The organism is Mycobacterium sp. IDUB_36, from assembly GCF_055419225.1.
On the sequence record NZ_JBVAXH010000001.1, the window covers coordinates 3,076,357 to 3,094,931 of the forward strand.

At 64.5% G+C, this 18,575-nt stretch carries 18 protein-coding genes; 10 read left to right on the top strand and 8 right to left on the bottom strand.

All coding sequences use genetic code 11. The features are described 5' to 3' along the window. From ACZYW1_RS15255 to ACZYW1_RS15275, 5 genes are all read right to left on the bottom strand, one after another. Positions 1–411 (bottom strand): hypothetical protein, encoded by a 411-nt coding sequence (locus ACZYW1_RS15255; RefSeq protein ID WP_463787842.1) that lies wholly within the window; start codon positions 409–411, stop codon positions 1–3. A 128-nt stretch (positions 412–539) separates the two neighbouring features. After that, positions 540–1,895: a cytochrome P450 gene (locus ACZYW1_RS15260; protein ID WP_463787015.1), complete on the bottom strand. Its 1,356-nt coding sequence runs from the start codon at positions 1,893–1,895 to the stop codon at positions 540–542. Continuing rightward, a complete protein-coding gene (locus ACZYW1_RS15265; protein ID WP_463787016.1) occupies positions 1,892–2,095 on the bottom strand; it encodes a ferredoxin in 204 nt (67 codons plus the stop codon). The genes ACZYW1_RS15260 and ACZYW1_RS15265 overlap by 4 nt, the downstream gene beginning before the upstream one ends. Before the next feature lie 9 nt (positions 2,096–2,104). Continuing rightward, on the bottom strand, positions 2,105–2,977 hold the full coding sequence (locus ACZYW1_RS15270) for a mycofactocin-coupled SDR family oxidoreductase (RefSeq protein ID WP_463787018.1): 873 nt from the start codon (positions 2,975–2,977) through the stop codon (positions 2,105–2,107). A 40-nt stretch (positions 2,978–3,017) separates the two neighbouring features. Beyond that, positions 3,018–3,719 carry an SDR family NAD(P)-dependent oxidoreductase gene (locus tag ACZYW1_RS15275; protein WP_463787019.1) on the bottom strand — a complete coding sequence of 234 codons (702 nt, stop codon included), beginning with the start codon at positions 3,717–3,719 and terminating at the stop codon, positions 3,018–3,020. 256 nt (positions 3,720–3,975) lie between these two features. Here ACZYW1_RS15275 and ACZYW1_RS15280 point away from each other — a divergent pair, with 256 nt between their 5' ends. The 10 genes from ACZYW1_RS15280 to ACZYW1_RS15325 all read left to right on the top strand — a co-directional run bounded on the left by ACZYW1_RS15280 (position 3,976) and on the right by ACZYW1_RS15325 (position 16,369). After that, positions 3,976–5,493 carry an aldehyde dehydrogenase family protein gene (locus ACZYW1_RS15280; RefSeq protein ID WP_463787020.1) on the top strand — a complete coding sequence of 506 codons (1,518 nt, stop codon included), beginning with the start codon at positions 3,976–3,978 and terminating at the stop codon, positions 5,491–5,493. Beyond that, positions 5,490–6,698, top strand: a complete 1,209-nt coding sequence (locus ACZYW1_RS15285; RefSeq protein ID WP_463787022.1) for a CaiB/BaiF CoA transferase family protein — start codon at positions 5,490–5,492, stop codon at positions 6,696–6,698. Before ACZYW1_RS15280 ends, ACZYW1_RS15285 begins: the two co-directional genes overlap by 4 nt. Positions 6,699–6,859: 161 nt before the next feature. Next, positions 6,860–7,669 carry an MlaE family ABC transporter permease gene (locus tag ACZYW1_RS15290; RefSeq protein WP_463787023.1) on the top strand — a complete coding sequence of 270 codons (810 nt, stop codon included), beginning with the start codon at positions 6,860–6,862 and terminating at the stop codon, positions 7,667–7,669. A 13-nt stretch (positions 7,670–7,682) separates the two neighbouring features. Next, positions 7,683–8,546 (top strand): MlaE family ABC transporter permease, encoded by an 864-nt coding sequence (locus ACZYW1_RS15295; protein WP_463787024.1) that lies wholly within the window; start codon positions 7,683–7,685, stop codon positions 8,544–8,546. A gap of 12 nt (positions 8,547–8,558) precedes the next feature. After that, the gene (locus tag ACZYW1_RS15300) at positions 8,559–9,746 is read left to right on the top strand and encodes an MCE family protein (protein WP_463787025.1); all 1,188 of its coding nucleotides are present in this window, start codon (positions 8,559–8,561) and stop codon (positions 9,744–9,746) included. Then, positions 9,743–10,786, top strand: a complete 1,044-nt coding sequence (locus ACZYW1_RS15305) for an MCE family protein (protein WP_463787026.1) — start codon at positions 9,743–9,745, stop codon at positions 10,784–10,786. Before ACZYW1_RS15300 ends, ACZYW1_RS15305 begins: the two co-directional genes overlap by 4 nt. After that, entirely contained in the window at positions 10,786–11,904 is a 1,119-nt protein-coding gene (locus ACZYW1_RS15310; RefSeq protein ID WP_463787027.1) for an MCE family protein, read from the top strand. The genes ACZYW1_RS15305 and ACZYW1_RS15310 overlap by 1 nt, the downstream gene beginning before the upstream one ends. Continuing rightward, entirely contained in the window at positions 11,901–13,340 is a 1,440-nt protein-coding gene (locus ACZYW1_RS15315; RefSeq protein WP_463787029.1) for an MCE family protein, read from the top strand. Before ACZYW1_RS15310 ends, ACZYW1_RS15315 begins: the two co-directional genes overlap by 4 nt. Beyond that, positions 13,337–14,659, top strand: coding sequence for an MCE family protein (locus ACZYW1_RS15320; RefSeq protein ID WP_463787030.1), 1,323 nt, complete (start codon positions 13,337–13,339; stop codon positions 14,657–14,659). The genes ACZYW1_RS15315 and ACZYW1_RS15320 overlap by 4 nt, the downstream gene beginning before the upstream one ends. Next, positions 14,660–16,369, top strand: coding sequence for an MCE family protein (locus ACZYW1_RS15325; protein WP_463787032.1), 1,710 nt, complete (start codon positions 14,660–14,662; stop codon positions 16,367–16,369). A gap of 24 nt (positions 16,370–16,393) precedes the next feature. Here ACZYW1_RS15325 and ACZYW1_RS15330 read toward each other — a convergent pair whose 3' ends face one another. From ACZYW1_RS15330 to ACZYW1_RS15340, 3 genes are all read right to left on the bottom strand, one after another. Further along, positions 16,394–16,921: an Rv2253/PknI dimerization domain-containing protein gene (locus ACZYW1_RS15330; protein WP_463787033.1), complete on the bottom strand. Its 528-nt coding sequence runs from the start codon at positions 16,919–16,921 to the stop codon at positions 16,394–16,396. Between the two features lie 130 nt (positions 16,922–17,051). After that, positions 17,052–17,726 carry a twin-arginine translocation pathway signal gene (locus ACZYW1_RS15335; protein WP_463787034.1) on the bottom strand — a complete coding sequence of 225 codons (675 nt, stop codon included), beginning with the start codon at positions 17,724–17,726 and terminating at the stop codon, positions 17,052–17,054. Further along, positions 17,723–18,463: a hypothetical protein gene (locus ACZYW1_RS15340; protein ID WP_463787035.1), complete on the bottom strand. Its 741-nt coding sequence runs from the start codon at positions 18,461–18,463 to the stop codon at positions 17,723–17,725. The genes ACZYW1_RS15335 and ACZYW1_RS15340 overlap by 4 nt, the downstream gene beginning before the upstream one ends. Positions 18,464–18,575 lie beyond the last annotated feature (112 nt).

Genomic DNA, 18,575 nt, shown 5'->3' on the forward strand with positions numbered 1-18,575 from the left:
TCAGAACCGGACGAGGCTGAACGGCCAGCTGGCGGTGCCGCCCGGCGCGCCACCGCAGCCGGCGTCGAACGTCGACGTCACCGAGCCCGTCAGCGTCACCACGTCCCACGTGTAGACGTCGTGCGAGGGCAGGAAATAGACCGTGCAGCGCACGCCGTCGGGTACGTCGACGCTCATGGTGTAGGTGCCGTTCGTCAGGTGTCCCACCGCGTACCACGGGGTTGCCTGGCCGTTCGGCCTGGGCTGGGCCTGGTCCTGCACGCAGTCGGTCGGTTCACCCGGCTCGCACGGCCGGATCGCCCACAGCCACGAGTGGCCAGGGTCGCGCGGGGTCTGCACTTCGTAGTTTCCGTACACCATCTGGGCGTGGGCCACCGGAGCCATCGTGACCGCGGCCGCCATCAGCGACATGCCGAGCGTCAACGACTTCACGGGCTGCCCCTTCCGCTCGCCTGTTCGGGACCTGGATCGGCTGAATATATGCCGATCGGCATCACCGCCACTCGGTATTGCCGAGTTCCGTGCCACGGGCCGGACGCTCAGTCGATGACCGCGGCTTCCTTGCGTTCGGTGATCGGCCGGGCGAGCTCCTGCTCGTCGCAGATCTTCTGCAGCTTCTCCAGGGTCTCGTCGAGTCCTGCGCCGAGTCGCTTGCCGGGGGTGAAGGTGGCCGGCAGATTGCGCATGCCCTGGATGACACCGATGGTCTCGTAGTGCACGGTGCCTTCGGGGTCGCACACATAGTCCGGCATCCGGTCGAGCACCGCGGTCAACATGGACTTGAACACCGTGCGCGCGACGTTGGAGCCGATGCAGCGGTGGACACCGAGTCCAAAGCTGAAGTGCCGATTGCCCTTACGATCCATGACGATCTCGTTGGGATCGTGGAACACCGATGGGTCTCGATTGGCCATGGCCCACGAGATCCACAGCCGCTCACCCTCCTTGAACTGCGTCCCCTCCAGCTCCACGTCATCGGAGAAGGTACGGCCGTCACCGGGGGCCGGCGTGTAGAACCGCAGGAACTCCTCGGTGGCGGGATCGAGCAGGGTGTCGCGGTTGCGGCTGAGCCGTTCGCGCTCATCCGGGTGCTGAGACAGCCATTCCATCGAGTGCGCGGTCAGCGCGGTGGTGGTGTCGAAGCCGCCGCCGATCACCAGGCCCAGATTGCCCATGATCTCGAGGTCCGGAGCGGGTTCGCCGTCGATGCGTAACTGCAAGAGCCCGTTGACGATTCCCGGCCGGGGATTCTCCTTGATCTCGACCATGTTGGTCAGCAGGTCCAGGCCCATCTGCCGGTGCATGGCGACGATCTTGTCGATGTCGGGGGAGTGCTCCGGGGTGTACACCGAGGCATGCACCGGCTCGCTGTAGATCGCCCAATTCTTCAGTGGGATACCGAGCATGGCCAGCGTCAGCACGGCGGGCACGATGTTGGCGAGGTCGTCGACGAAGTCGATCCGGCCCTCTTCGATCTTCTCGTCGAGGCACGCCCGGGTCACGTCGTCGATGAAAGGAACCCAGCGCTTGACCGCAGCCGGCGACAGGTAGGGATTGAGCACGGTCCGGTAGGTGCGGTGCTCGGGCTCGTCCATCTCCAGGATGCCGCCGCGCACTCCGCTCGCGCGCTTGGCCTTGGGGATCGAAATGCCCTGATAGCCACGACGTTCACCGTTGATGTCGTGATCATTGGACACGGCTGGGCAGCGGGCCAGTTCGAAGACCGCGTTGCTGCCGCCGGCGACCCAGTGGCCGTCATAGGTGTCGGTCCACGCGACCGGACATTTCTCGTGGATCTCTTCGGTGATCTTCTCGAATTGATGGCGGTACTCGGGCGTGTGCCGGTCGAAGTGGTACCGGTTCTTCTTGCGATCGATGTCGTCGTCGACGCTCACGAGCTGGCCTCCGTGATCAGAATGGCTTGCTCCGGGCAGGACTGCGCCGCTTCTCGAACGGCGTCTTCGTGTTCTGCCGGAACATCTTCCGACACCGCCGAGGCGTGGCCTTCGATGTCGTCGAGCTCGAAGGATTCCGGCGCGATCATCGAGCACAGCGTGTGCCCCTGGCAACGATCTGAGTCAACCCGAACTTTCATTGGCATTCCTTAAGCGCGGTAGTCGTACCACTTGAGGTATCCGCCGGCGTCGACGCGGAGCTGCAAACCGGTCACATACCTGGCCTCGTCGGAAGCCAGCCACAGCACCGCATTGCTGATGTCCTCCGGTTCGACGAACGGAATCCTCATCGCCTGCTGCACACCGAAAACCGGCTCGGCGTCGGCACGCGTGGGATTCTCGAGATCTGGCCGGAACGAACGGTACATCGGTTCGCTCTGCAGCATAGGGGTATTGGTGTTGGTCGGATGCACGACGTTGGCCCGGATCCCGAATGCGGAGAGCTCGGTCGCGAGGTCGTGCACGTAGCTCGACAGCGCGCGCTTGGAGTGCACGTAGGCCATGCCGCCCGGGTCCTGCCCGGGGTTGTCCTTCTTGGACGTGTCCATCAGCGCGGCCGTCGACCCGGTTGCGACGATCGAGGCGCCTTCGTTGAGGTGAGGCAGCGCAACCTGAATGGTGTTGATCGTCCCGATCAGGTTGGTGTTGATCACGTCCGACCAGGCCTGCAGCGGTGGCTGCCCCTTCATGCCGGCGATACCGGCCGCCGTCACGACGATGTCCAGTTTGCCGAACTCGGCGAGGCCGCTCTGCAGAGCTGTGTTCAGCGCCGCGGTGTCGCGAACGTCGGCCTGCGCGATCACCACTCGCTGACCGGTCTTCTCGATCAGCCGCGCAGTCTCGTCGAGATCTTCCGGGCTGGCCATCGGGTATCCGATGGTGTCGATGTCTCGGCAGATGTCGACGGCAATGATGTCGGCGCCCTCTTCGGCGAGCCGTACCGCGTGCGCGCGGCCCTGACCGCGGCCCGCGCCGGTCACGAACGCGACTTTGCCGGCCACCCGGCCGTGCGCTTCTCCCACGACTTCTCCTTCGAGTCAGTTAGTGAATTGTGTTGGTCAGCTACGTGTTTCGGCCACCATTGACGCCCAGGATCTGGCCGGTGATGTAGCCGGCTTCCTCGGACGCCAAGAACGCGACGGCGGCCGCGATGTCTTCCGGTTTGCCGATCCGGCGAACCGGGGTGGCCGCGATGGTCTTGTCGATGTCGCCGAGGTAGCCGCGCTGTTCCGCGCTGCGCAGCATCGGGGTGTCGATGAAACCCGGTGGCACCGCATTGACCGTGATGCCATTGGGGCCGTACTCCAGCGCCAGCGACTTCGTCAATCCGTTGACCGCCGACTTGGCGGCGACGTAATGCGACATGAACGGGGCGCCGGAGTGCGTACTCGACGACGAAATGTTCACGATGCGGCCCCATTTGGCGTCCAGCATGTCGGGCAGCACGGCCTGGGTCATGTGGAACACACCATTGAGGTTGACGTCGATCAGGCGTTGCCAGTCGGCGAACTCGATGTGGTTGAAGCGCTTGAAGCCGTCGAGTCCGGCCGCGTTGACCAGAATGGTGATCGGCCCGAGTTCCTCGCGGACACCAGACAAGGCCGTATCGATCTGTCCCCGGTCGGTGACGTCGGCGGTGTAGGCCGATTGGGTGTCCGACGGCTTGAGGTCGACGATCGCGACCCGGTGGCCGTCTTTGCGGAGCCGCTCGACGATGGCGAGACCGATTCCGGAGCCGCCGCCGGTGACGACTGCCGTTCTCACAGGGTCACCGCGGCAAGGGCTGTGGCGCACACAAAGAATCTCCCTTCCGAATACGAGAACCTTACTCTCGCGTTATGGCTGCGTGCAAGATGGCTCAGAAACAACCGTTGTACTGCAGTGATGCCGAAATCGCCGGGTGCGCATATCGCCTACAAGGACGGTGGTCTCGTTTCTTCCGTTTGGTTGAATTCTCGTAGGCGGAATGTAAGATTCGCCCGGGATGAGAATGCAATTATCGACGTGTTGAGGAGCCTAAATGCCGCCGCAGGAAGCCGCTACCGCCATTGTGGGCGTCAGCCCATCGACGGACGGCGGGCCTGATCGGCGGCTGTTGATCGACGGCCGGCTCGTCACCATCGACCGGGTTTTTCCTTCCGTCAACCCCGCCACCGGCGAGGTAATCGGTCACGCTCCCGATGCGGGAATCGAGCAGGCGCAGCAGGCAATTGCGGCCGCGCGCCGGGCTTTCGACACCACGACGTGGTCGACCGACGTGGCGTTCCGGGTGCGCTGCCTGGAGCAGTTGCATCAAGCGCTGCTCGATCACGCCGAAGAGCTGCGCGACCTGACCATCGCTGAGGTGGGGGCGACACGAGCGCTCACCCAGGGAGCTCAACTCGACGAGCCGATCAAGATCGTCCGTTATTACGCCGACGTGTTGCGCGGATACCAGATGACCGAAGAACTCGGCGAAATGGAGTCCCGGGGCATGCGGCACCGGCGCTGGGTGGAGAAGGAAGGCGCCGGGGTGGTGGGCGCGATCATCGCCTACAACTACCCGAATCAATTGGCGCTGGCCAAGCTTCCGCCCGCCCTGGCAGCAGGATGCACGGTCATCCTCAAGGGCGCACCGGACACCCCGCTGGTGACGCTGGCGCTGGGCGAGCTGATCGCCAACCACACCGACATTCCGCCCGGCGTGGTCAACGTGCTCAGCTCGTCGGACGCGGCGGTCGGAGAAGCGCTGACGACGAGTCCCGACGTCGACGTCATCACATTCACCGGGTCGACGCCGGTCGGGCGACGCATCATGGCGGCGGCCAGCGACACCGTCAAGCGTGTCTTTCTCGAGCTCGGCGGAAAGTCGGCGGCGATTCTGCTCGACGACGCCGATTTCGCCGGAGCCAGCGTGTTCGCGGCTTTCTCGATGGTCACGCACGCCGGCCAGGGCTGTGCGCTGACCTCTCGGCTGCTGGTGCCGCGCGCACATCAGGACGAGATCGTCGAGCTGGTCGCGCAGAATTTCGCCAAGGTGCGCCACGGCGATCCGGCCGATCCCAAGACATACATGGGACCGCTGATCAACGAGCGCCAGCGCGACAAGGTCGACGGCATGGTCCAGCGGGCGATTGCCGACGGCGCGACTCTGGTCACCGGTGGCAAGAAGCTCGACCCCGGCTACTTCTATGCGCCCACGCTGCTGACCAATGTCGACCCGGACAGCGAGATCGCGCAGCAGGAGATCTTCGGCCCGGTACTGGCGGTGATCGCCTACGACGATGACGACGACGCCGTGCGGATCGCGAACAACTCCATCTACGGCTTGGCCGGCGCGGTGTTCAGCGCCGATCAGGATCGGGCACTGGCAGTCGCGCGCCGCATCCGCACCGGATCGTTCTCGATCAACGGCGGCAACTACTTCAGCGCAGACGCTCCCTTCGGCGGCTTCAAGCAGTCCGGTGTCGGCCGCGAAATGGGTGTGGCGGGTCTCGAAGAGTTCTTGGAGCGCAAGACATATGCCGTTCCGGCCGCGACGGCCGGTGGCGCGGCATGACTCGGCCGCTGGAGGGCATCCGCGTCCTCGAGGTCGCCATGTACGGGTTCGTGCCGTCCGCAGGCGCGGTGCTGGCCGAGTGGGGCGCCGACGTGGTCAAGGTCGAGCACGCCGTGACCGGTGACCCGCAACGGGGTTTGCGTCAGACCGGGCTGCTGCGGGTCGAAGGCGATCCCAACCCGAACATCGAGCACGCCAATCGGTGCAAGCGCAGCATCGGTCTGGACATCTCGCTGCCCGAGGGCAAAGAGGTGCTCTACGAGTTGGCCCGTCGCTCGGACGTCTTCCTGACCAGCTTCCTGCCCGGGCATCGCACGAAGTTCGGCATCGACGTCGACGACATCCGTGCGGTCAACCCGACGATCGTCTACGCCCGCGGCAGCGCTTTGGGCCCGCGCGGCGCGGAGGCGGAAAAAGGTGGCTACGACATGACCGCGTTCTGGTGCCGAGCCGGAACCGCCGCCACCATCACCCCACCCGGAACCGAAGGCATGGTCGGCCCGCCCGGGCCGGCCTACGGCGACACCATCTCGGGGACCAACCTCGCCGGCGGCATCGCGGCGGCACTGCTGAAGCGGGAGCGCACCGGCGAACCATCGGTCGTCGACGTCTCATTGCTCGGCAGCGGCCTCTGGTCGTTGGGACACACGGTGGCGTTGACGACTCATCTCAACCAGCGCATGGAAGCCTTCCCACCGGGAGTGCACGGTTCCCCGATCAATCCGCTGGTGGGCCTTTATGCCACCTCGGACGGGCGCTACATCTCGTTCGTGATGATGCAGGCCGCCAAGTTCTGGGCTGACGTCTGCCGCCACATCGACCAGCCCGAATTGGCCGATGATCCACGCTTCGACAGCGGCGAGAAGATTGCCGCCAACACCGGCGAGGCCGTGCAGATTCTCAGCAAGGCCATCGCCACCAGGACCCTCGCGGAGTGGAGTGAGCGCTTTGCCACCCTTGCCGGGCCGTGGGCTCCGGTCCAGGACACCTTGCAGGCGGCCGGCGACGCTCAGATCCGGGCCAACGAATATGTAGTACAGGCAGGCGAACTCGAACTGGTGGCCAACCCGGTGCAGTTCGACGTGGCTGCGCCGGTCTCCGGACCCGCGCCCGGATTCGCCGAACAGACCGACGAGATCCTAGAGGAACTCGGACTCGACTGGGACCGCATCATCGAGCTCAAAACTATCGGAGCCGTCACTTAATTCGGAGGTCTCTCGGTTGTCAATTTTCACTCCAGACGCACGTGGTGTAGGTCATACTCGCCAGACGCTTCCAGAAGTGGGGTCCGCCCGGCCCGTGTTGTTCGGGTGCGCCAATTCGGGCGGACGAGACGGAGGGATTGGCGTGGCGATGGTAGGGACCGATGGCGACTAAGGGACCCGAGCGCTGGTCGACAGGAATCAGCTTGCCGAATGGCATCTCCGGTGCGATGCAGGCCGTCGGTGGGCTTTTCGCGATGAGCGTCGACGCGGTCAGGTTTGTGTTTCGCCGACCGTTCCAGACTCGCGAGTTCTTCGAGCAAGCCTGGTTCGTCGCGCGCGTCGCTCTGGCTCCGACGCTGTTGGTGGCCATCCCCTTCACGGTTCTCGTCAGCTTCATTCTCAACATCCTGCTGCGCGAATTGGGCGCTGCGGATCTCAGTGGCGCAGGTGCCGCCTTCGGCGCGGTCACGCAACTCGGTCCGCTGGTGACCGTGCTGATCGTCGCCGGCGCCGGCGCGACAGCCATGTGCGCGGACCTCGGCTCGCGCACCATCCGCGAGGAGATCGATGCGTTGGAGGTGCTGGGGATCAACCCCGTCCAGCGACTGGTGACGCCCAGGATGCTGGCCGCCGGTCTGGTCGCGCTGTTGCTCAACAGTCTGGTCGTCATCATCGGAATCGTCGGCGGTTACGTGTTCTCGGTGTTCGTGCAAGACGTGAACCCCGGTGCGTTCGCAGCGGGCATCACCTTGTTGACCGGAGTGCCCGAGGTGATCATCTCCTGTGTCAAGGCGGCGCTGTTCGGTTTGATCGCCGGTCTGGTGGCGTGCTACCGGGGACTGACCATCTCCGGCGGGGGCGCCAAAGCGGTCGGCAACGCCGTCAACGAGACCGTGGTCTATGCGTTCATGGCGCTGTTCGTGGTCAACGTCGTCGTCACCGCCGTCGGTATTCGATTCACGGCGAAGTGACGGGAACGATGCCGTGACGGTAAAGACGTTGAGAGCCACCTATCCGCGGGCGTTTCGCGCGTTCGGGGTTTGGCGCCGACCCGTCGGCGCCCTCAACTCCATCGGCGACCACACCGTTTTCTACGGCAAGGCATTGGGCGGTATACCTTTCGCGCTCACCCGCTACCGGCGGGAGATAGTCCGTCTGATCGCCGAAATCAGCATGGGCGCCGGGACATTGGCGATGATCGGCGGAACTGTCGTCATCGTCGGCTTCCTGACGCTGGCCGCCGGTGGCACGCTCGCGGTTCAGGGCTACAGCTCGCTGGGCAACATCGGCATCGAAGCCCTGACGGGATTCCTGGCCGCGTTCATCAACGTCCGCATCCTGGCGCCGGTCGTCGCCGGAATCGGACTGGCGGCAACGTTCGGCGCCGGTGTTACCGCGCAACTGGGTGCCATGCGGATCAGCGAAGAGATCGATGCGCTCGAATCGATGGCGATTCGGCCGATCTCCTATCTGGTCAGCACCAGGATCGTGGCTGGCATGATGGCGATCACACCGCTGTACAGCATTGCCGTCATATTGTCTTTCCTGGCAAGCCAATTCACCACGGTGGTGTTGTTCGGCCAGTCCGGTGGTCTGTACAACCACTACTTCGACACCTTCTTGAACCCGATCGACTTGCTGTGGTCGTTGGTGCAGGCCGTGTTGATGGCGCTCTCGGTCCTGCTGCTGCACACCTACTACGGATTTTTCGCCTCGGGCGGACCCGAAGGCGTCGGGGTCGCGACCGGCAACGCGGTACGTAGCTCGCTGATCGTGGTGATCTCGGTGACCCTGCTGATCTCGCTGTCGATCTACGGCTCAAATGGAAACTTCAACCTCTCGGGATAGGGAACACATCCGATGCCCCACAACGGGTTACGCGCACTGACGGGTCTGGTGACCGTCGCGGTTATCGCCGCGATCGTTGCCGTGGCCGTGGGTTTGTTCCAAGGCAGCTTCAGTGAGAGCGTGCCGTTGACCGTCCTGTCCCCGCGTGCCGGCTTGGTGATGAACCCGGACGCGAAAGTGAAGATGCACGGCGTTCAGGTCGGCAAGGTCGCCTCGATCGAGTCGCGACCCAACGGTCAAGCCGCTCTGCACTTGGCGATGGATCCCTCGGAGATGCACTTGATCCCGGCCAATGTGCTCGTCGACCTCACCTCGCCCACGGTGTTCGGTGCCAAGTTCGTCGAGTTGGTTCCGCCGGCCGAACCGTCGGCGCAATCTCTGCGCGCCGGTCAGGTGCTCGACAGCCAGCACGTAACCATTGAGATCAACACGGTCTTCAAGCAGTTGACCCAGGTACTCGGCACGCTCGACCCGGCCAAGCTCAACGAGACCCTCGGGGCGGTCTCCCAGGCCGTCAGCGGACGGGGAGACAAGATCGGTCAGGCGTTCAGCGACCTGGACTCGTTCCTGGCGAAGTTCCAGCCGACCCTGCCCGCGCTGAGCCACGACATCGCCATGTCGGCCCCGGTGTTCCGCGCCTACGGCGATGCGTCAGCGGATCTGGTCAAGACCTTCGAGAACTCGGTGAAGATCAGCAAGACGATCGTCGAGGAACAACGCAACCTCGACGCCTTCCTGATCAGCGCAATCGGCCTGGCCGATGTCGGCAATGACGTCCTGGGCGCCAACCGGAAGGGCCTGACCAACGTCTTCCACTTGCTGGCGCCGACCACCGATCTGCTCAACGAGTACGCCCCGGGCCTGACCTGCGCCCTGGCCGGCGACGCGCAGTTGTCCAGGACGCCGCCGTTGCCGGAACCGAGCATCGCGATCTCGGCCAGCCTCACATTCGGTGCCGAGCGCTATCGGTATCCGGCCAACCTGCCCAAGGTGGCAGCGACCGGCGGCCCACACTGCATGAACCTTCCAAAGATTCCCTTCAACAGCACGGCGAAAGTCCTTATCGCCGATACCGGCTCGAACCCGGTGGGGTATGGGAATCCGCAGTTGTTGCTGAACTTCGACGGCCTCAAACAGCTGTTGTACGGGCCGATCGACGGCCCACCGCGTAACCCTGCTCAGGTTGGACAACAGGGATGAGGGGCTCGCTGGGCCCGACGCTGGTCAAATTCGGTGTCTTCGCTGTCGTGATGTCATTGCTGACCGTGTTTTTGTTCTTCACGTTCGGCCAGTACCGCACCGGTGGCGTCACCGGTTATTCGGCGCTCTTCACCGATGCGTCACGGCTGAGGGCCGGAGATTCCGTGCGCGTCGCCGGCGTCCGGGTGGGCACCGTCAACGGTGTCTCCCTGCAGCCGGACAAGCGGGTCGTGGTGAAGTTCGACGCGGACCGGTCCGTGACACTCACCGAGGGCACCAGAGCGGCGGTTCGGTACCTCAACCTGGTCGGCGATCGCTACCTCGACTTGGTCGACGGTCCGGGGTCGGCCAAGCGGCTGGCGGCCGGCGGACAGATCAACATCGGCCACACCGCGCCCGCGCTCGACCTCGACCTGCTCCTCGGCGGCTTGAAACCGCTGATTCACGGCCTGAATCCGAAGGATGTCAACGCACTCTCGTCCGCGCTGTTGGAGGTCTTCCAGGGTGAGGGCGGTACCTTGCAGTCGCTGTTCAACAAGTCGACGTCGTTCACAAATGCGTTGGCCGACAACGACCAAACGATCGAGCGTCTGATCGACAACCTGAACACGGTGGCGGCAACCCTGAACAAGGACGGTAGCCAATTCTCCGGGGCCATCGATCGCCTGGAGCGGCTGATCACCGGACTGGCGAACGACCGGGACACGTTCGGTCCGGCCATCGACGCCTTGAGTACCGGCACCACCACGGTGGCCGACCTGCTGGGCAAAGCGAGGCCGCCGCTGTCGGGCACCATCGACCAGCTCTCGCGGTTGGCGCCCAACCTCGACAACGACAAGGACCGCATCGACGCCGCGCTGCAGAAGTCGCCCCGGAACCTCCGCAAGCTGACCCGGCTCGGCGTTTTCGGTGCCACCATCCCGTACTTCCTGTGCCTCATCACGATCCGTGGCACCGACCTGTCCGGCAAGACCGTCATCGCTCCCTGGTTCAGGTCTGATGCGCAGCGGTGCGAGGAACCGGAACCGGAGGGGCACTGATGCTGAAATACCGCGGCACACGGTTGGTCAAAGCCGGATTCATCGGCGCTGTACTGATCACGATGCTCATCCTGGTGGGACTGTCGCCCGACCGGATTGTCTCGCTGGCGACCAACGTTCGCTACCAGGCGCTGTTTTCCGAAGCCGGCGGCCTGGCCAACGGCAACGCGGTCACGGTGTCCGGAATCAAAGTCGGCACGGTGTCCGATGTGGCGCTGCACAACGGCGACGCGCTGGTCACCTTCACGATGAAGGGCAACGTGTCGCTCGGCAATGACACCAGCGCGCACATTCGCACCGGCACGCTCCTGGGCGAGCGGGTGCTGACCCTGGAGTCGTCGGGCGGCGGGACCATGCATCCGCTGGATATCATCCCGATCTCGCGCACCTCCTCGCCGTACTCGCTGACGCAGGCGGTCAGCGACTTCACGGCCTACGCCGACCAGACCAACACCGCGAACCTGAACCAGTCACTCGACACGTTGTCGGCAACGCTGAACCAGATCGCGCCGCAACTGGGACCCACCTTCGAGGCGGTCAGCAGGTTTTCCCAAAGCCTCAACAACCGCAATACGAGCCTGGCCGACCTGTTCAAAAGTGCCAGCGCTGTCACCGGGATCCTGTCCGAGCGCAGCCAGCAGGTGAACAAGCTCATCCTGAACTCCGATGACCTGCTGCAGGTTCTGGCGGGGCGCAGGCAGGAGATCGTTCAACTGCTCGCGGCGACGTCGCAGGTATCCAAACAGCTGACCGGATTGGTGCACGACAACGAAAGCAAGTTGGCGCCGGCGCTGCACAAGATCAATTCGGTGACCTCGGTGCTGGAAAAGAACCGCGAGAACCTCGAGAAGGCCTTACCAGGCCTGGCGAAATTCCAGGTCACGGTCGGCGAGGCCATCTCCAGCATGTACGCCTACTCGGCGTTCGTCCCGAACTTCCTTATCCCGCAACTCTTCCAGCCCTTCCTGGATTATCTCTGGGGATTCCGCACCTTCGACACCAGCAAGGGCCCGGGCTTCCCGTCGCCGACACCGCGGGCGCTGTTGCAGTTCCCGTTCAACGGTGCTCCGCCATGCCCTGGTTGCACGCTGGGTGGACGGATCGGGGGATCGCAATGACCTCGTGGACTCGCCGGATCCCGCGAAACAGGCTCACGAAAGTAGCCGCAATCGTCCTGGCATTGCTCGTCGTCGCCGGTGCCGTCTTCGGAATCCGGCAGATCTTCTTCGGCCCGCGGACCATCAACGCCTACTTCACCTCGGCCACTGCGATCTATCCCGGTGACGAGGTGCGGGTCTCGGGCGTCAAAGTCGGCACCATCAAATCCATTGACCCGCAAGGCACCAAGGCCAAGATGACGTTGCACGTCGACCGCGACGTGCCTGTACCGGCGGACGCGAAGGCCGTCATCGTCACCCAGAACCTGGTGGCTGCCCGCTACGTCGAGCTCACTCCCGCCTACCGGACCAGCGGTCCGGTCATGGCCGACGGCGCCGTGATACCGGTCGAGCGCACGGCCGTTCCGGTGGAGTGGGACGAGGTCAAGACCCAATTGATGCGGTTGGCAACGGATTTGGGTCCGAACGCCAAAGTGTCGACGCCGTCGATATCGCGGTTCATCGACAGCGCGGCCAACGCGCTCCAGGATGGAAACGGCGAGAAGCTGCGTCAGACGCTGACCCAGTTGTCCGGGGTGGCGCGGACCATCGCCAATGGCAGCGGCAACATCGTCGACATCATCAAGAACCTGCAGACCTTCGTCACCGCATTGCGTGACAGCAACGTCCAGATGGTGCAGTTCAACAATCGGTTGGCCACGCTCACCAGCGTGGTCAACGACAGCAAATCCGATCTGGACGCGGCGGTGACGGACCTGTCGACCGCGGTCGGCGAGGTGCAACGTTTCATCGCCGGGTCCCGCGACGAGACCAGTGAGCAGATCGACCGATTGGGCAAGGCCATCCAGCCGCTCGTCGATCAGCACATGGCTCTGGAGAACATCCTGCACGGCGCGCCGACTGCCCTGAGCAACTTCTTCAACGACTACAACGCCGACACCGGAACCATCGTCGGCGGGTTCGGAATCATGGACTTCGCCAACCCCACCCAGTCCGGTCTGCTCCTCCCGATACCGATACCTGGGTGTGCACAGGTCCAATCGGTCGAGAACGTCACGGCAACCGAATCGGGGAAGCTGTGCTCATTGTTCCTCGGTCCAGGTCTGCGGGTGCTGAACTTCAACAGCCTGCCGATCCCGATCGATCCGTTCATTCAGAAGTCGGTGGATCCGGCCAACGTCGAATACAGCGAACCGCGCCTGGCACCAGGTGGCGCCGGGCCGAAGCCCGGGCCGCCCGAGACGCCGCCGGCGGTGTCGGCCTACACCGGTCTGAACGGCGACTCGATAGTGCCCGGTCCGACGCCGTCGGTTCCGTTGCAACGGATACCGGGGGCGGCGATGCCGCTGCCGCCGCCGCCGTCGGTAGCGGAGGTTCCGCCGCCGGCGCCAAGCCTGCCGGGCATGCTGCTCCCAGCCGAAGGTCCGCAACAATGACCGCCCGGAAAGCCCTCTGGCGGCTGCTCGCCATCGGATGTTGCGTGATGCTGACGGGCACCGGCTGCGCGTTCCGCGGTCTCAACTCGTTGCCGTTGCCCGGGGCGGTGGGCCGCGGACCAGACGCCAACGTCTATCACGTCGAAATGGCGAATGTCATTACGATGGAGTCGAATTCGCCGGTGATGATCGACGACGTCGTGGTCGGCAGCGTGGGGCCGATGACAGTCAAGGACTGGCACGCGAACGTGCAGATCTCGGTCAAGCCCGATGTCGTCATCCCGGCCAACGTGGAAGCCAGCATCGGTCAGACCAGCCTGTTGGGATCCATGCACCTGGAGCTCAATCCACCACTCGGGCAGCCCGGTGTGGGCCGGCTGCGGCCGGGCGCCACCATCCCACTCAGTCGATCGTCGACCTATCCATCGACCGAACAAACCCTGTCGTCGCTGGCGTTGGTCGTCAACGGTGGCGGACTCGGGCAGATCGGCGAGATCATCCACAACTTCAGCGCCGCGCTCGCCGGACGCGGGGGCGCCGTACGCGATTTGATCAACCGCTTCGACACTTTCGTCGGGACACTCGATGAGCAACGTGACGAGATCGTCGCGTCGATTCAAGCGCTGGATCAGATCGGCGGGACCTTCGCGGCGCAGCGCGACGTCATCACCCAGGCGCTGAACAAGGTGCCGCCCGCACTCGACGTGCTGATCAAGGAACGGCCACGCCTCACGGAAACTTTGGACCGCCTGCGGATCTTCAGCAACACCGCCACCGGACTGATCAACGACACCCAGGCCGATCTGGTCAGGAATCTGAAGAATCTGGAGCCGACCGTCAAAGGCCTCGCCGACGTCGGACCGGACCTGGACACCGCGCTCGCGGCGTTGACCGTGTTCCCCTTCACGCAGAACTTCGTCGACCGTGCCGTCCGCGGCGACTACTTCAACCTGCACGTCCAACTGGACCTGTCGATCCCGCGGCTCAAGCGTGGTCTGTTCCTCGGAACGCACTTCGGACAACTCGGGGAGCAGATGATCCCCGGGCCTGGGGACCCGCCTTATCTGCAATACACCCGGGATCCGTTCCATGCCGGCTTCGGACCGCCGCCCGGCGCGCAACCGGGACCGCCAGCTCCGGCCGCACCGGGGCCGGCTCAGCCGAACCTTCAGTTCAGTGCTCCACTGCCGGGACCGGCTGCCGGCGCACCCCCCGGATTCGGTCCGCCGCCCGGACCCGCGCCTGAGTCGGCGCCGGGGCCGGTCATGCCGAATGCCGCTGCGTCGCCCGGGCTTCCGGCGAATGAGGGGAGCAGGTAGATGCTGACACGCTTCGTCCGGATGCAGCTGCTGATCTTCTCGATCGTCGGCCTCATCGGCGTGATCGCGATGGTCCTCTTCTACATTCAAGCGCCGACATTGCTCGGTATCGGCCGGATCACCGTCAGCCTCGAGCTGCCGGCGACCGGTGGCCTGTACCGGTTCTCCAACGTCACCTACCGCGGAGTCCAGGTCGGGAAGGTCACTGCGGTGTCATTGACGTCGCACGGTGCCAAAGCGACTCTGTCGCTGGGTACTTCGCCGAAGATTCCGGCGAATTTGAAAGCCGAGGTACTGAGCGTCTCGGCGGTGGGCGAACAGTATGTGGACCTGCGGCCACGTACTGATGCCGGGCCGTATCTGCGCGACGGCTCCGTTATCGCCATGCGCGACACGACGATTCCGCAAGCGGTCGGGCCGATGCTCGATCAGGTGAGCGCGTTGGTCAAGAGCCTTCCCAAGAACAAAATCGGCCAGCTGCTCGACGAGTCGTTCCAGGCTTTCAACGGTGCCGGATACGATCTCGGTTCGCTGAGCGATTCAGCGTCGCGAATCTCGGCTGACTCCAACAACATTGTCGAGCGCACGCGTGCCCTGACGGTTGACGCGCAGCCGCTGCTGAACGCTCAGGCGCAGACGACCGACTCGATCCGGAAGTGGGCGCGCAGCCTGGCCGGAATCTCGGATGTGTTGGCGAACGACGATTCTCAGTTTCGCACGGTGCTGGACAGAGGCCCTGGCGCGTTGGACGAGGCTTCGGGGCTCTTCCAGCAGATCAAGCCGACGTTGCCGCTGTTGCTTGCCAACCTGACCACGATCGGGCAAATCGGCATCACCTACCACCCCTCGATCGAGCAGGTGCTGGTGCTGCTGCCGGCGGCGGTTGCCTACGAGCAGACGGCGGGCAGCACGAACTGGCCCGACGGTCAGTCCAGGGGTGACTTCGCGCTCACGGTGGACGATCCGCCGATCTGCACGGTCGGCTTCTTGCCGCCCAGCCAGTGGCGATCCCCCGCTGACACAAGCGATATGGACACCCCGGACGGCTTGTACTGCAAGCTGCCGCAGGATTCGCCGCTCGCGGTGCGCGGCGCACGCAACTACCCGTGCATGGGGCATCCCGGGAAGCGCGCGCCGACCGTCGAGATCTGCAACAGCGACAAGCCGTACATGCCGTTGGCGATGCGCCAGCACGTGCTCGGCCCGTCGCCCCTCGATCCGAACCTGCTTTCCCAGGGCATTCCGCCCGACGACCGGGTCACCGCCGACAAGCGAATCTTCGGTCCGGTCGAGGGGACACCGCTGCCGATGGGGGCCGTTCCGCGCGGTGCGCCCCCGGGACCTCGGGGAGCAACTCCGCCTCCGGGAACGATGGGCGCGGCGGCACCGCCGGCGCCGTCGTCGGCCAACATGTCCACTCAGGCCTCGAACTTCCCCCCGATTGCTCCACTCGATGTGCCGGCATCGCCACCGGCCATGCGCCGGCCGTCCGCGCCGCCGAAACCACCTTCGGTGATCGACGGAGGCCGGCCGCAGGCGGCACCGAGTTCGTTCGACGCCAACGCGCCCAAGCAAGCGCCGTTGGTCGCGGTCGCGACGTACGACCCGCGCAACGGTCGCTATCTCACCCCGGACGGTAAGTTCCTCGAGCAGTCAGATCTGGCGACCAAGACAACGCCGAAGACGTGGCAGGACATGCTCCCGACGTAAAAGAGATGATCGGCGACCGCGCGGTCAGCCGATCTTGTCCAGCCGCAACGGAATATCGATCGAGAGCCACTGGTTCTGTCCGCACGCGCCGCTGGGTCCAAGCGTCTTGTTCCGGCCGGCCATGACCGGCGATCCGAGTTGCAGGTAACCGCTGCCGCCGGGATCTGCGGGGTAGAACGAGAACGTCTGTCGGCCGGTGAACGCCGTGCCGTCTTCACACCGCTCCCAGTTCGGTACGTCACGTCGGACGTACCACGACGTCCCGTCGATCATGTACATGCGGGCGCTCCAGCCCTCGTCGCTTTTCGCTGTACCGTCGCACTGCAAAAAGGTGCTGCAGGTGGAGCTCAGCGTCCAGGTCTGGACGGTGGTCGGCTCGCCGTTGTATTGATCGTTGATCTTGGCCCAGTTGCCGATGGACGTGACGCGGTACGTCCCGTTGATCGCGACGTCTTCCTTCGTGACGGCCCGGGCTGTCGAGGCCGGACCCATCAGCCCAACTGCGCTGGCAGCCAACAGCATTGCCGTGGTGCGTGTCCCAAGTGGTCGCATCGTCTACTCCTCGACGCGCTCATGCCGATCAGGTCGGAGCGGTGGCTGAACCGGTAGCGGCGTTCTCGCCTGCCGAGAATATCACCGGCGCGTTCGCCCTGGTCCGGGTTCGAATAAGTAGATGGAGCGCTTATCCCACCGGATCCAATTTCGAGATCAACCACGAACCTTTGACCTTGGTGAGGGTTACCCGGACGCTGCTCGGGGTGACCAGCGGTTGGGGCTTGTCTCTGCCTGTCGTGGTCTCGTTGAGGAAGATCAGCACGACGGCCGAGTTCGGCTCCAGTTCGGACACCGCCGCTCTCAGCACCGAGGCGGTTTGCGCGAGGTGCTTTTGCTGCACGGTCGGAATCACGATTTCTTTGGTGAATTTGTCGTAGTACGCCAGGAAATCCCCGGTGAGATGTGATCTCGCCCGGGCGAAATCGTTGTCCATGTTCTCGCTCGAGTACGACAGCGCCGCAACTGCGCCGTCCGAGGCGGCTTGGATCGCCCGCCGGCCCGCGGCGTCGTCGATTTGTCGGTCCGGACGGTACTGCAGCACGAACAGGCACACCGCCAGGCCCACTGCGGCGATGACCGCCGCTGTCAACAGGATTGAGGTCCAATGCGCGAGGAGGCTGGTGGCGAACCGGTCGATCGTTGCGCTTCTGTCGAGACGCGATTCGCGGGTGGGAGCGGCCTTGGTGTTGTTGGCCTTCGGCGCCGGATCGCCGACGGCGGTGTCGGCAACGTCTGGCGATGATGCCGGCTCGTCCGCCGCGTTCTCTTCCTCGTCGAGCGGCGACCCTGATTCGGAACTCATTGGACGAATTCGAATTTCGACATCTTGAGCCGATCCCCATCCCGATCGATGCCGACGCTCAGTCGCCAGAAGACCGGGGGCCGCAGGGATTTGTCGGCGTTGACGGTATCGGACTTCGCTATCACCAGCAGAACTGCCGAGTTGTCTGTCATCGACTCGACCGCGACATCCTGCACGGTGGCCTTCGTGGTGACCCCCGCCTCCTGGGCATTCTTTGCCATGTAGCCCGACGTCGCTTCCAGCTGGCTTTTGAGCGCTCCGGTCGAGTCATCGATGGTGTGCTGAAGATTCTCGACAGCGTGGGCGGGGTCGATGGACATCAGCGCGGCGACTTGCTCCCGGGCCGTCGCGGCGAACTCCGCGGCGTGCTGCCGCTGCTGCGCGAGTGCGCGGTGTTGCCACACGAAGTAACCACTCGCCGCCAGTGAGGCGCCGATGACCAGGATTGCGGCGCTGATAGCCACCACTTTTCGAGTGGGGCGGTGGAGCCTCCGTGGCAACCGCCCCTTCAGCTGTGACCCCAGCCCCCGGAGTTTCGAGGCAGCCGGGTTGGCGTCAGTGGCGTCATCGGTCACGCCGGACGTTTCGCTTGAATCCTGCTCGGCATCCCGACGCAATTCGGCGGCGCGCGCTCGTGCGGCCGCGGCGCGCTGCTCGGCACGAATGAGCTCTTCTTCGGCCTCCGCTAGCGAGTCTGGAACTTCGGAGGTGGTGGGATCGGCGCCGGAGTCCGTCACCGGTACAACACCATCGCCGTCGCGCGTGCACCGCGATGTACGGCTCGTTCCGGGCTAGACATGGAGATTCACGTTATCACCTCAAAATCGCTGGCTGGATGGTGTAACGGCC

Excerpts from the sequence above, each read along its gene's own strand:
- ACZYW1_RS15280 (WP_463787020.1), top strand. The coding sequence starts at position 3,976 with ATGCCGCCGCAGGAAGCCGCTACCGCCATTGTGGGCGTCAGCCCATCG.
- ACZYW1_RS15305 (WP_463787026.1), top strand. The coding sequence starts at position 9,743 with ATGAGGGGCTCGCTGGGCCCGACGCTGGTCAAATTCGGTGTCTTCGCT.
- ACZYW1_RS15285 (WP_463787022.1), top strand. The coding sequence starts at position 5,490 with ATGACTCGGCCGCTGGAGGGCATCCGCGTCCTCGAGGTCGCCATGTAC.
- ACZYW1_RS15310 (WP_463787027.1), top strand. The coding sequence starts at position 10,786 with ATGCTGAAATACCGCGGCACACGGTTGGTCAAAGCCGGATTCATCGGC.
- ACZYW1_RS15265 (WP_463787016.1), bottom strand. The coding sequence starts at position 2,095 with ATGAAAGTTCGGGTTGACTCAGATCGTTGCCAGGGGCACACGCTGTGC.
- ACZYW1_RS15315 (WP_463787029.1), top strand. The coding sequence starts at position 11,901 with ATGACCTCGTGGACTCGCCGGATCCCGCGAAACAGGCTCACGAAAGTA.
- ACZYW1_RS15255 (WP_463787842.1), bottom strand. The coding sequence starts at position 411 with ATGTCGCTGATGGCGGCCGCGGTCACGATGGCTCCGGTGGCCCACGCC.
- ACZYW1_RS15290 (WP_463787023.1), top strand. The coding sequence starts at position 6,860 with ATGGCGACTAAGGGACCCGAGCGCTGGTCGACAGGAATCAGCTTGCCG.
- ACZYW1_RS15300 (WP_463787025.1), top strand. The coding sequence starts at position 8,559 with ATGCCCCACAACGGGTTACGCGCACTGACGGGTCTGGTGACCGTCGCG.
- ACZYW1_RS15330 (WP_463787033.1), bottom strand. The coding sequence starts at position 16,921 with ATGCGACCACTTGGGACACGCACCACGGCAATGCTGTTGGCTGCCAGC.
- ACZYW1_RS15320 (WP_463787030.1), top strand. The coding sequence starts at position 13,337 with ATGACCGCCCGGAAAGCCCTCTGGCGGCTGCTCGCCATCGGATGTTGC.
- ACZYW1_RS15325 (WP_463787032.1), top strand. The coding sequence starts at position 14,660 with ATGCTGACACGCTTCGTCCGGATGCAGCTGCTGATCTTCTCGATCGTC.
- ACZYW1_RS15335 (WP_463787034.1), bottom strand. The coding sequence starts at position 17,726 with ATGAGTTCCGAATCAGGGTCGCCGCTCGACGAGGAAGAGAACGCGGCG.